Origin of the sequence: Kitasatospora sp. NPDC056651 (genome assembly GCF_042792155.1) — a bacterium.
In the GTDB taxonomy this organism is placed as follows: domain Bacteria; phylum Actinomycetota; class Actinomycetes; order Streptomycetales; family Streptomycetaceae; genus Kitasatospora.
The window spans coordinates 49,714-60,533 of record NZ_JBHTWX010000047.1 but is presented as its reverse complement, the minus strand read 5'-3'; the positions used below and the strand labels follow the sequence as shown (position 1 = coordinate 60,533).

Below are 10,820 nucleotides of genomic sequence, written 5' to 3'. Positions count from 1 at the left end.
GTCAGAAGGGTGTCCAGGTTCGTCTTCACAAACCAACCAACGGGCACCCTTCGTCATGGTCGCGGCCAGCCCATCAATCGGACTCATTCATCTAGGGCGATGCCTGCGGTGGCAGCGAGTCGGGCAGCGACATGGCAGAGACGGGCGCGATGGTCGGCCGACTGTCGGTGGCTGAGGAGCTGCCGGACGTCGAGGAAATCCAATACGGCATCGCCGAGAAGCCGGGCTGGCGGAGTGTGTTGATACGCATGGCCATACTCGGCAGCGGTGCTCTCCCACTGATCCACAGTGGTGTCGGCGACGTTCGTGGTGAAGACGGCAACTCCGTCCTGGCGGGCACTCATAAGGGCGGACAACACCGGAGCGGACAGGCTGAGGCCCACCTGACTGAGGAGTCCACGCAGTATCGCGTGCCGGGTAGTCAACGCCCCGGCCTGCACCGGGTCCATAGGGACCTCGGTATTGGTGTTCGGGGTGGTGTACTCGGGGGCCGCTTGGTTCTCCATAGGGGTGTAGTCGGTGCCGTAGCCCAGACGGTCGGGCCTGGTCTGGTGGAGGCGGCACAGTGCGTCAAGACGCTCGACAGATGGCCTCGTGGTGCTCTGCTCCCAGGCCGAGAGCTGCTGCACGGTGACGCGGTGGCCCAGCTGGGCGAGCTCGTCGGCTGCCTGTCGCAGGGACCATCCACGGCTGAGGCGTGCAGCCTGGAGCAGGCTCACGGCGCATTCGCGCGCGATTGCGCTAGAGAGCTGCCAGGGCGTCCAGCCGGAGGCATCAGCGGTGGCGGCAAGTCGGGCAGCGGCAGTCCGCGGGTCGGCGGCGCGGGGCATCTTGGCTCCGTCCAGCAGAGGGTTGTTGTTCCACGCTAGGCCATCACTTCAGAACCCGGAGTCGCTTTCGTCACGCCGTGGTGAATGGTCGTCGGCCTGTGGCGGCCCCACCGTGAAATCACGGTGGGGCCGCCATTGCCGGAAGCTGCCGGTGCGATCGATCCTCTCGTCACGACCAGGGGCTTCCTGCTCGGAGATGACGTGGAGGCTGAGATGCTGCCTACGCTCCCCTCGATGCCAAAGCTTTTTATGTGCGTCCAAAAAGACTGCTGCGCATGCATCCACCGCGGCGTCGAGCATCGCGAGTTGGTTTCGGTCGGCCACGCCCATGCGCCCACCAGGTCTGTCCGGGCCCCACCGTTGGACGGCACCGTGATCGAACTCGGCGTCTGTAAGGGCAGCTGGTACATATCCGTAGACCGCCAGCTCAGTACGGAGGGTTCTCGCCGTATCTGATCAAGCCCTTGATGCCAGGTCGCCGAGTGACGCCACACATGAGACACGTACAGCGCGACGTTGCGTTCCTTCTCTGCTCTTCCGAGGTTCTCTATGCTCACCACCCGTCGCCCCCGCATGTTCGTCGCGTGCCTCGACTCGTGTGTCGAATCCGCGCCCCTGGCCCGCTACATGCTCCGCGCCTACCTCTCCGGACTGCCCGCCGGCGAGCGCTACGCCGACACCGCCGAACTCCTTCTCTGCGAGCTCTTCGCCAACGCCGTCCAGTACTCCGACGAGCCCGACGACCAGCCCATCGAGATCCGCTTCGCGCTCGTCAACTCCCGCCTGCGCCTCGAAGTCCACGACACCGGGAGCGGCCTCCCCGCCCTCCGCACCGCCGCTCCGGACGACGAGTGCGGGCGCGGCCTGTTCCTCGTCAACGAACTCGCCGAGCGCTGGGGCTGCTGCCCCCACCCCGACAGTCCCGGCAAGTTCGTCTGGGCGCTCATCGCGCCCGCCCCACCCCCGTCCTCGTCACCGCCTGAAAGCCGAAACCCTACCCATGCACCTCGCCACCCTCGCCCGGCACACCCTCTCGCGTGGCGCCACCCCCGCCGCGACCTACGCGCTCCTGGCCCGCCTCGGCCACCAGCCCCTGCCCTGCGCCCAGGCCGTCTGCCTCGCCCTCGACATCCCACAGGCCGAGACGACCCGCCGCCTCGCCGAATGCGATGCTCTGCTCACAGACCCCCGCCCCAACGCGGAATCCGACACCGGCGAAGTCCTCGAAGCCCTCGGCGTCTTCGACGTCCCCAAGCAGCTCACCCCCACCGAGCGCACCGTCGTCGCCCACTTCCTGACGGCCATCGACGCCATGGGCGGCATCCGCCCCGGCCACCACCACGGCCTCCAGCGCTGGTTCACCACCGGCAACCTCACCGCCGCCTACCTCTCCCTCGCCGCCACCCACCCCCTGCCCCGCACCGGAAACCCCACCACCTACTGGACCACCCTCACCACCGCCGGCGAACTCCTCACCGCCACCCCCAACCCCGACCCCCGCATCCGCTACGCCCTCACCCACTGCCGCACCCAAACCACCCGCACCTGAGGCGCGTTGAGGGTGATCGCATGCGCCTCCGCCGATGCGATGATCGACCGCATGAAGATCCTCGTCATCGGAGCCACCGGAACCCTCGGAAGCGCCGTCGCCGACACCCTGGAAGCCGCCTCCCACCAGGTCCTGCGGGCCTCGCGCAGCGGCCCACTGACCGTCGACCTGGAGGACCCCGCCTCCCTGGACGCCCTCTTCGCCACCCTGCCCGACCTCGACGCCGTCGTCTGCTGCGCCGCCTCCGGACCGCTGGTCGACCTCGCCTCGGTGACCGACGGGGAATTCCTCGCCGGCCTCCAGGGCAAGCTGCTGGGCCAAGTCGCTCTTGCTCGAAGGGCGTTGCACCACCTGCGCGACGGCGGCTCCATCACCCTCACCGGCGGCACCTTCGCCGCCCCGCTGGCCGACGGCTCGCTGGGTGCCCTCGTCAACGCCGCTCTGGAGGGCTTCGTCCGCAACGCCGCCGCCGAACTGCCCCGCGGCCTGCGCATCAACGTCGTCAGCCCGGGCTGGATCACCGAGACCCTCCAGCGCCTCGGCCTGGACCCCGCCGACGGCACGCCCGCCGCCACCGTGGCCCGCACCTACCTCGCCGCCGTCGAAGGCCCCGCCCAGGGCCAGACCCTGCGGCCCTGACACACCCTCCCCGGGGGGGGGGGGGGGGGGGGCCCCGGGGGGGGGGGGGGGGGGGGGGGCACGGGGGGGGGGCGCCCGGGTCAGACACCCCCCCCCCCCCGCGGGGGGGGGGGCGGGCCCCCCCCGCCGCCCCCCAGGAGGCCACCGACCCCCCCCCCGCCGCGGCGTCGCCGGGCCCCGCAATCTTCCCCCCGCGCTACGGGAAGTCACGGGCGGCGGGCCACGAAGACGAACTCCCGCCCCGGCCGGTCGGGCGCGTCGCGGACCTCCTCCACCACGAACCCGCAGACGGCCAGGTCCCGTTCGACCTCCTCCCGCTCCCGGAAGCGCAGCGTCGAATCCGAGGTCAGCACCCGCCCGTCCGCCGCGAACACGTACGTCCACCGGAACGACACCAAAGGCCAACGCACCCCGACAAGTTGGACCCAGCTCTCGACCGCCCCGACCCCCGGGGCGAGATCGCCCACTTCCACCCGCTGATCACCGTGGAGCCGGAGGCCCGTCCGGCGGGTTGACGATGCGTCAACTGTGCTGTGGGGATTGGGGTAGATTGCTGCCCGTCGTCCTCGCGGCGGTGTGTCTCTCCCTCCTCGCAACCCTGGCCCGGGTCGGCCGGCCCGGGCGACGTGCGGTGGTGAGAGGAGACCGAAGTGGAAGACGACGAGCCGGTCCGGGTGCGGGCGTCGGAGAAGATGGGGCGGTGGCTGCGGCGCAATGCCGCGGTGATCGCGGCTCTGGCGACGGTGGTCGGGACGGTGATCGCGGCGGTGAAGTAGGGGCGACCCTGCCGAGGCGCCGGGCGGGTGCCCCGCGAGGGGATCTAGGCCCCGCCCAAACACGAAGGCCCCCGACCAGGGAAGGTGGTCGGGGGCCTTTCGCCGCCCACGGTAGCGCACCCGCCCGTGCGGCGGAGGCGAGGCGAGGCGCGAGGCGAGGCGCGAGGCGAGGGGTGGGGCGCGAGGCGGGGGAGGCGGCGGCCGCGAGCGCCTGGTGCCCGGCCCGGGGCTGGGGATGCGCGGGAGCCGGGGCCGCCACCGGCACGATCAGGAAGGCGGCGGCCCCGGCCCCGGCACGTTTTCCGTACGGGCGGGGCATCGACCGCGGATGCCCGTACGGCTGCGGTCTGCGCCTATTGGACAACTTCAACAGCCCTTGAAGTCAAGACCTCGCGGAGGCGGGCCCCGCCCGACGGTGCCGCCCGGCGGCCAGGTAGCCTCGCTGCGGCGGGGGCCTGCGGGGGGACGGACACAGACAAAGCAGACAGGGGCGGGGCGGATGACTGAGCAGCACAGCTACTGGCGGGCGTCGGACGGTGCGGCGGTCAGCGCCAGCCAGGCGCACATCGTGTGGACCAGAGCGGCCTACCCCGCCCTGGTGGAGGTGGCGCGCCGCTACCACGCGGTGATCAGCTACGCGGACCTCGCCGAGGCCGTGCAGGAGGCCTCCGGGGTGCGGACCCGGATCAACCAGCGGCACTGGATCGGCAAGGTGCTGTCCCTGGTGATCCTGGAGGCCCACCGGCGCGGCGACCCGCCGCTGACGGCCCTGGCGGTGCACGCCACCGACGGCCGGGTCGGCCCCGCCTACCAGGAGGTGCTGGCGGTGGCCGGGCAGCCGCCGGTGGCCGCGGAGATGGACCGCGAGCAGCACGCCGCCGCCGCCCGCCTGGCCTGCTACCGGCACTTCGGCGCCGACCTGCCCGCCGACGGCGGCACGCCCGCCCTGGCCCCGCGCCTGCGCGCCACGGTGGAGCGCAAGGCCGCCGCCACCGCCGTGCCGCGCCCGCCGGCGATCTGCCCGTCCTGCTTCCTGGAGCTGCCCGCCACCCGGGTGTGCGACTCCTGCGGGCAGAGCGTCGCGTAGCGCCGGCCGTCGCGCGGCGGCGACCGCCGTGTGGCACCGACCGCCGTGTGGCGCCGACCGTCAGACGGCGGCGGGCAGCCGCCCGGGCATCTGCCAGCCCTCGGCGAGCCGGGAGGGGGCGATCCGCTGCCCGTCGCCGAAGAACTCGCAGAACTTCATGATCAGCGGGTCCCAGCCGACCGGGTCGACGTAGTGGTCGGTGCCGGGCACGATCAGGCTCTCCTCGACGTGGGCGCGCACCACCGTCACCTCGAAGGCGGTGCACCGGTTGCCGGTCAGCGCCGTCGCGGACTCCACCCGGCACTCCAGCTGCACCGGGCACTCGGCGGCGCGCGGCGCCTTCACCAGCTCGCCGGGCAGCTCGGTCAGCCCGGCGGCCTCGAACTTGCGCCGCTCATGCCGGTAGCCCTGGCGCTGCCGGTACTCGGGGACGTGGGGGTTGGCGGTCAGCAGCGCGAGGGCGTCCACGGCGTCCACCTGCGCGGAGGACGGCAGGTTGAGCACGCACTCGCCCTCGCGCCGCAGGTTGGCGGCGGTCTGGGAGCTGTCGCCCAGGCCCAGGACACAGGACTGGTTCAGCCACCACGCCGAGGACATCGGCATCAGGTTGGAACTGCCGTCCTCGTTGCGGGAGCCGATCAGCACCACCGGGGTGCCGAAGTACAGGACCTTGAGATCAGTGACCTTGTGCACGGGGGAACTGCCGTCCTCGGGAAAAGGGGGAATCGTTGCTGGTCACGACTCTGCCCGCGCCCCGGCGGGGGCGCTGGCGGTGATCGGACATCCAGCTCCCGACAGCTCCCGACAGTTCCCGACAGTTCCCGAGGACGGCTCAAGGTCCTGCTGCGGCCCGTTACGGCACGAGGCCGGTCAGCCCACCGGCCCGTGGGCGGCGATCAGCCGGGCCTGGCCGTCGCGCAGCCGGTAGGACAGGCCCACCACCGCGACCTTCCCCTCGGCGACCCGGGCGGCCAGCGCCTGGGAGCGCTCCACCAGCAGGTCCACGGTCTGGCGGATGTGCTCGTCCACGATGCCGTCCCGGTCCTCGATGCCCGCGGCCTTGGCGGACAGCACGCTCGGGGTCACCCGCTCCACCACGTCCCGGACGAAACCGCCCGGCAGCCGGCCCTCCTCCAGGGAGTCCAGCGCCGCCGCCACCGCGCCGCAGGAGTCGTGCCCCAGCACGACCACCAGCGGGCAGTCCAGCACGCTCACCCCGTACTCGATGCTGCCCAGCGCCTCCGCGCCGGTGACGTGCCCGGCGGTGCGCACCACGAACAGGTCGCCCAGGCCCTGGTCGAAGATGATCTCGGCGGCCAGCCGGGAGTCCGAACAGCCGAACAGCACCGCGAAGGGGCGCTGCGCGGGAGCGAGGGCCTTGCGGCGCCCGGCGTCCTGGTTGGGGTGCTCGGGGTTGCCCGAGACGAAGCGGGCGTTGCCCTCCATCATCACCCGCAGTGCCTGGGCGGGGTCGGTCAGGAAGTCGCCCGTGGGGCCGCCGGTGGGGCCGGGTGTCGGGCCGTCGGCGGGGCCGCCGCCCGGGCCGGGCTCGGAGTCGGATATCGGTGTGGGGATCATGTCTGCACCCTAGATCGCCGCAGGTGGAGCCCGCAGCCCAGGGTCACGGAGCGGACGGTGCCGGTCACGGGGCGGGCGGCGTCCGGGCGGCCCCGGGGCCGGAGCCGGTGTCCGGGGCGCGGCGCAGGGCGAGGACCGTGACGTCGTCGCGGCTGTGCCCGCCGCCCCACTGCCGGGCCCGCCGGTCCAGGGCCTCGGGCAGGGCCTCGGCGGGCAGCGCGGCGAGGTCGGCCAGGGCCTGTTCGACGGGGTAGAACGCGCCGGAGGCGTCCTGGGCCTCGGTGATGCCGTCGGTGAGCAGCACCAGCACCCCGTCCCCGGGCAGCGCGAAGCGCCGCACCGGGCGCGGCGCGCCGGCGGGGGCGGCCAGCGAGGCGAGGCCGAGCGGGAGGCCGGCGTCCAGGGCGACGGGCTCCACCCGGCCGTCGGGGTGCAGCAGGTAGGGGGCGAGGTGACCGCAGTTGACGGCCCGCACCTCGGTGGCGTGCCTGTCCCCGCCGTCCCCGCCGTCCCCGCCGTCCCCGCCGTCCCCGCCGTCCCCGCCGTCCCCGCCGTCCCCGCCGTCCCCGCCGTCCCCGCCGTGCCCGCCGTGCCCGCCGCCCCCGTCCCGGCCGTCCGCATCGCGGGCGCGCACGCACAACACGGTCGCGGTGACGAAACGCTCCTGCTCGCCGCTCTGCACCGCGTAGGCGTTGTGCCGCTCCACCGCCGCCTCCAGCGCGTCGGCGACGGCCGCCAGCCGCGCCTCCCGGAACGCCGCCTCCCGAAAGGCGCTCAGCACCGCGAAGCCCGCCCCGATCGCGGGCAGCCCCTTGCCCTGGACGTCGCCGACCAGCACCCGGGTGCCGTGCGGGGTCGCCGCGACGTCGTACAGGTCGCCGCCGATCAGGGCGTCCTGCTCCACCGGCCGGTACAGCCCGTCCAGGCGCAGGTCCGCGGTGGCCACGGGCAGCGGGCGCAGCAGCTGGCGCTGGAGGGCCACGGCACTCTGGCGCAGCCGCGACAGCTGCCGCTCGCGCCGCACCCGCCGCGCGCACAGGCCGATCACCGCAGCCTCGGCGGCGACCACGCCCAGCAGGGTGCCCACCCGGGCCGGCAGGTCGCCGGGCGGCACCAGGAACGAGTGGACCGCGACCACACCGGTCACCCACGCCGAGACGGCCACCGTCTGGGTGACGGTGCCCAGGCCCGCCAGCAGCGCGGGCAGGAACACCAGCAGCAGCACCAGACGCGAGCCGGTGCCGCTGGCTGCCTGGACGAGCAGCACGGCGGCGGTGGCGGCCAGCACACCGAGGGCCACCGCCCGGTTGCCGGGCGCGCGCGGGGCGGTGTCGTCGCTGTCCACCCGCCGCCCTCTCCGCCGTCCGGCCGTTGCTCCAGGGTGATCGGCGCGCGGGCGGGCGCGCGAGCGGGCTGCGCCGGGTGGGGGACGCCGGGCGGGGACACCGGCTGTCGGCGCGACTCGGTACGGTGGCCGGTGTGTCTCCTGGTACGAGCCCCGTGAACCGCGCCTCCCGCCTGCCGCTGGACGACCTGGTCCGGCTGCGCCGGGCCCGGGACCGGATGGACCGCGAGTACGCGCAGCCGCTGGACGTGCCGGCGCTGGCCCGTACCGCGCTGATGTCCTCCGGCCACTTCTCGCGCAGCTTCCGCACCGCGTACGGCGAGACCCCGTACAGCTACCTCATGACCCGCCGGATCGAGCGGGCCAAGGCGCTGCTGCGGCGCGGGGACCTGAGCGTGACGGAGGTGTGCATGGCGGTGGGCTGCACCTCGCTGGGCTCCTTCAGCACCCGCTTCACCGAGCTGGTGGGGGAGAGCCCCAGCGCCTACCGGGCCCGCGACCACCGGGACGGCGCGGCGATCCCGGCCTGCGTCGCCAAGGTCCGCACCCGCCCGGTGCGGCGCCCGGACACCGGGAGCCCCGGGGACACCGGGGGCCTCGACCGCCCCGGCCGGTAGCGTGAGCGGCATGAGCATCGAACTCGCGCAGTGCTTCATCGCCGTCGACGACCACGACCGGGCGCTCGCCTTCTACCGCGACGTCCTCGGCTTCGAGGTGCGCAACGACGTCGGCTTCGAGGGCATGCGCTGGGTCACCGTCGGCTCGCCCGACCAGCCCGGCGTGGAGATCGTCCTGGAGCCCCCGCTGGCCGACCCGCACGCCTCCGAGGACGACCGCCGGGCCGCCGCCGAACTCCTCGCCAAGGGCCTGCTGCGCGGCGTCATCTTCCGCACCGACGACTGCGACGCCACCTTCGAGCGGCTGCGCGCGGCCGGCGCCGAGGTGCTCCAGGAGCCGATGGACCAGCCGTACGGGGTGCGCGACTGCGCCTTCCGCGACCCGTCGGGCAACATGCTGCGCTTCAACCAGCCGCGCACCAACTGACCACCGCGGGGCCCGGGTTCAGGCCCGGACCCGGACCCGGACCTGGTCTCGGTCTCGGTCTCAGGCGCGGGCGGGCAGCGGGTAGTCGGGCAGGGCGATGTCGCCGGCCTTGGCGAACTGGGCGGCCAGGACGGGGCGCAGCGGCCAGCGGCCCATCCAGCGCATGGAGGCGGCGCGCAGGCGGATCGCCAGGGCGCTGCCGGGGGCGTAGCCGTTCAGGCCGCCGGGCGGCAGTTCCTGGGCGCGGGCGACGTAGGGGCGCATCAGGTCCTCGTAGCGAGCGAAGGCGGCAGCGAAGTCGCCTGCGGCGGCGGCGAGTTCGCCGGCCAGCAGGTAGGCGCCGACCAGGGCGAGGCTGGTGCCCAGGCCGGTGAGGGGGCTGGGGCTGTAGCCGGCGTCGCCGAGCAGGACGACGCGGCCGCGGCTGTAGCGGTCGAGGTGGATCTGGCCGAAGGAGTCGAAGGCGAAGTCCCCGGCGGTGCGCATCCCGACCAACAGCCGGTCGGTGCACCAGCCGGCACCGGCGAAGCGGTCGGCGAGCAGGCGCTGCTGGGCGGTGGTGTCGTGGCGCTCGTACGCCAGGGGCGGGCAGCGCAGGCCGAGGGAGGCCTTGACCTCGCCGGGCAGCCGGCCGGGGCGGGCGCCGGCGACGAGGCCGCCGGGGGCGTTGTACATCAGGAACCAGCCGTCGAGCTCGCGGGCGAGGGCGGGGTCGTGGACGGTGAACCAGGCGTGGTAGCCGCCGAGGGGGCGGTAGTGGGTTCCTCCGCTGCCGCTGCCGCTGGTGCCGCCGCTGGTGCCGCCGGCGGGGAAGGCGAGGCGGCGCACCGCCGAGTGCAGTCCGTCCGCGCCGACGACCAGGGCGAAGCGGCGGGCGGGGGCGTTCTCGAAGGTGACGGTGACGCCGTCCTCGTCCTGGTCGAGGGCGGTGACGGTGTCGTCCCAGAGGTACTCGACGCCGTCGGTGGCCTCGCGCAGCAGGTCGGCGAGGTCGCCGCGGAGGATCTCGACCTCGGAGACGATGCCCTCGCCGCCGAACAGGTCGACGGGTATCCGGGCGGTGGCGCGCCCGTCGCGGTCGACCAGGGCGATGCCGCGCTGGTCGACGCACCGCGCGCGGACCCGTTCCATCAGGCCCATCCGCTCGACCACGGTGCGCCCGGCGCCGCGCAGGTCGACGGCCTGGCCGCCGGGGCGCGGGCCCCGGGCGCGTTCGACGACGACGGGGTTGAAGCCGTGGCGGCGCAGCCAGTGGGCGAGGGCGGGGCCGGCGATGCCGGCGCCGGAGACGAGGATGTCGGTGGCGCGGGTGTCGGTGGCGCGGTTGTCGGTGGCGGGGTTGTCCATGCCGGGGAATGTACGCCGTACGCGTCGGTCTCAACAAGCCTCTTCCTGCGGTTACTTGGGAGTGGTGCACTAGTGCGGTGGGGCGCTTGAGGGCGGGCCGCGCGGCGCGTGGGGACGTTCGCGCAGGCGGGCGGCCCCGGGGGTGCACTAGTGCGGCACCATGGGGCGATGGAGATCATTCGACAGACAGTCAGTTCCGGCTCGCCCCTGGAGCCGCGGATCGGTTTCTCCCGGGCCGTGCGCAAGGGCGCCTACGTCGCGGTCGCGGGCACCGCCCCGATCGGCGAGGACGGCGCGACGGTCGGCCAGGGCGACGTCCACGCCCAGACCGTCCGCTGCCTGGACATCGCCGAGGCCGCCCTGCGGGAGGCGGGCGCCACGCTCGCGGACGTGGTGCGCACCCGCGTCATGCTCACCGACATGAGCCGGTGGCGGGAGGCCGCGCGCGCCCACGGCGAGCGCTTCGCGCAGATCCGCCCGGTCACCACCTTCGTGGAGGTCTCGCGCTTCATCGACGAGCGGTGGCTGGTCGAGGTCGAGGTGGACGCGGTGATCGGCTAGGCCCCGGCCGGCGGGGGAGCGGCCCGGACGGCGGGCCGCTCCCCGGAGCGGCCGGGGGTCGGGG

Annotated in this window: 13 protein-coding genes and 2 pseudogenes; 8 read left to right on the top strand and 7 right to left on the bottom strand. The window is 74.1% G+C overall.

Annotated features, from left to right (window positions below):
* Positions 1-83 precede the first annotated feature (83 nt).
* Positions 84-719, bottom strand: coding sequence for a helix-turn-helix domain-containing protein (locus ACFRAR_RS19860; protein WP_380699415.1), 636 nt, complete (start codon positions 717-719; stop codon positions 84-86).
* A 159-nt stretch (positions 720-878) separates the two neighbouring features.
* Complete coding sequence (locus tag ACFRAR_RS19855) at positions 879-1,160, bottom strand: hypothetical protein (RefSeq protein ID WP_380699414.1); 282 nt, start codon at positions 1,158-1,160, stop codon at positions 879-881.
* Between the two features lie 219 nt (positions 1,161-1,379).
* Here ACFRAR_RS19855 and ACFRAR_RS19850 point away from each other — a divergent pair.
* From ACFRAR_RS19850 to ACFRAR_RS19840, 3 genes and pseudogenes are all read left to right on the top strand, one after another.
* Positions 1,380-1,664: pseudogene (locus tag ACFRAR_RS19850) on the top strand (ATP-binding protein); the annotation flags it as partial.
* 166 nt (positions 1,665-1,830) lie between these two features.
* The gene (locus ACFRAR_RS19845; RefSeq protein ID WP_380699413.1) at positions 1,831-2,379 is read left to right on the top strand and encodes a hypothetical protein; all 549 of its coding nucleotides are present in this window, start codon (positions 1,831-1,833) and stop codon (positions 2,377-2,379) included.
* A 51-nt stretch (positions 2,380-2,430) separates the two neighbouring features.
* Positions 2,431-3,018, top strand: a complete 588-nt coding sequence (locus ACFRAR_RS19840; protein ID WP_380699412.1) for a short chain dehydrogenase — start codon at positions 2,431-2,433, stop codon at positions 3,016-3,018.
* A 206-nt stretch (positions 3,019-3,224) separates the two neighbouring features.
* On the opposite strand, the pseudogene ACFRAR_RS19835 reads toward ACFRAR_RS19840, so the two are convergent.
* Positions 3,225-3,470, bottom strand: a pseudogene (locus ACFRAR_RS19835) (SAM-dependent methyltransferase); the annotation flags it as partial.
* Positions 3,471-3,668: 198 nt separating this feature from the next.
* Here ACFRAR_RS19835 and ACFRAR_RS19830 point away from each other — a divergent pair.
* Positions 3,669-3,794: a hypothetical protein gene (locus ACFRAR_RS19830; RefSeq protein WP_380699411.1), complete on the top strand. Its 126-nt coding sequence runs from the start codon at positions 3,669-3,671 to the stop codon at positions 3,792-3,794.
* Between the two features lie 499 nt (positions 3,795-4,293).
* A complete protein-coding gene (locus tag ACFRAR_RS19825; protein ID WP_380699410.1) occupies positions 4,294-4,881 on the top strand; it encodes a hypothetical protein in 588 nt (195 codons plus the stop codon).
* 60 nt (positions 4,882-4,941) lie between these two features.
* Here ACFRAR_RS19825 and ACFRAR_RS19820 read toward each other — a convergent pair whose 3' ends face one another.
* The 3 genes from ACFRAR_RS19820 to ACFRAR_RS19810 all read right to left on the bottom strand — a co-directional run bounded on the left by ACFRAR_RS19820 (position 4,942) and on the right by ACFRAR_RS19810 (position 7,804).
* Entirely contained in the window at positions 4,942-5,574 is a 633-nt protein-coding gene (locus ACFRAR_RS19820) for a flavin reductase family protein (RefSeq protein ID WP_380699409.1), read from the bottom strand.
* 177 nt (positions 5,575-5,751) lie between these two features.
* The gene (locus ACFRAR_RS19815; RefSeq protein ID WP_380699419.1) at positions 5,752-6,330 is read right to left on the bottom strand and encodes a carbonic anhydrase; all 579 of its coding nucleotides are present in this window, start codon (positions 6,328-6,330) and stop codon (positions 5,752-5,754) included.
* Positions 6,331-6,523: 193 nt separating this feature from the next.
* Positions 6,524-7,804: a PP2C family protein-serine/threonine phosphatase gene (locus tag ACFRAR_RS19810; RefSeq protein WP_380699408.1), complete on the bottom strand. Its 1,281-nt coding sequence runs from the start codon at positions 7,802-7,804 to the stop codon at positions 6,524-6,526.
* Between the two features lie 218 nt (positions 7,805-8,022).
* Between ACFRAR_RS19810 and ACFRAR_RS19805 the strand changes: the two genes are divergently transcribed.
* Together ACFRAR_RS19805 and ACFRAR_RS19800 are read left to right on the top strand one after the other, a co-directional pair.
* Positions 8,023-8,421: a helix-turn-helix transcriptional regulator gene (locus tag ACFRAR_RS19805; protein ID WP_380699418.1), complete on the top strand. Its 399-nt coding sequence runs from the start codon at positions 8,023-8,025 to the stop codon at positions 8,419-8,421.
* Positions 8,422-8,431: 10 nt separating this feature from the next.
* Positions 8,432-8,848 carry a VOC family protein gene (locus ACFRAR_RS19800; protein WP_380699407.1) on the top strand — a complete coding sequence of 139 codons (417 nt, stop codon included), beginning with the start codon at positions 8,432-8,434 and terminating at the stop codon, positions 8,846-8,848.
* A 60-nt stretch (positions 8,849-8,908) separates the two neighbouring features.
* On the opposite strand, the gene ACFRAR_RS19795 is transcribed toward ACFRAR_RS19800, so the two are convergent.
* Positions 8,909-10,195: an FAD-dependent monooxygenase gene (locus ACFRAR_RS19795; protein ID WP_380699406.1), complete on the bottom strand. Its 1,287-nt coding sequence runs from the start codon at positions 10,193-10,195 to the stop codon at positions 8,909-8,911.
* A gap of 168 nt (positions 10,196-10,363) precedes the next feature.
* On the opposite strand from ACFRAR_RS19795, the gene ACFRAR_RS19790 reads away from it, so the two are divergent.
* A complete protein-coding gene (locus ACFRAR_RS19790; protein WP_380699405.1) occupies positions 10,364-10,756 on the top strand; it encodes a RidA family protein in 393 nt (130 codons plus the stop codon).
* Positions 10,757-10,820: the final 64 nt, after the last annotated feature.

Coding starts and splice junctions, on each gene's coding strand:
- ACFRAR_RS19815 (WP_380699419.1), bottom strand. CDS start 6,330: ATGATGGAGGGCAACGCCCGCTTCGTCTCGGGCAACCCCGAGCACCCC.
- ACFRAR_RS19845 (WP_380699413.1), top strand. CDS start 1,831: ATGCACCTCGCCACCCTCGCCCGGCACACCCTCTCGCGTGGCGCCACC.
- ACFRAR_RS19800 (WP_380699407.1), top strand. CDS start 8,432: ATGAGCATCGAACTCGCGCAGTGCTTCATCGCCGTCGACGACCACGAC.
- ACFRAR_RS19840 (WP_380699412.1), top strand. CDS start 2,431: ATGAAGATCCTCGTCATCGGAGCCACCGGAACCCTCGGAAGCGCCGTC.
- ACFRAR_RS19790 (WP_380699405.1), top strand. CDS start 10,364: ATGGAGATCATTCGACAGACAGTCAGTTCCGGCTCGCCCCTGGAGCCG.
- ACFRAR_RS19805 (WP_380699418.1), top strand. CDS start 8,023: ATGGACCGCGAGTACGCGCAGCCGCTGGACGTGCCGGCGCTGGCCCGT.
- ACFRAR_RS19855 (WP_380699414.1), bottom strand. CDS start 1,160: ATGGGCGTGGCCGACCGAAACCAACTCGCGATGCTCGACGCCGCGGTG.
- ACFRAR_RS19795 (WP_380699406.1), bottom strand. CDS start 10,195: ATGGACAACCCCGCCACCGACAACCGCGCCACCGACACCCGCGCCACC.
- ACFRAR_RS19825 (WP_380699410.1), top strand. CDS start 4,294: ATGACTGAGCAGCACAGCTACTGGCGGGCGTCGGACGGTGCGGCGGTC.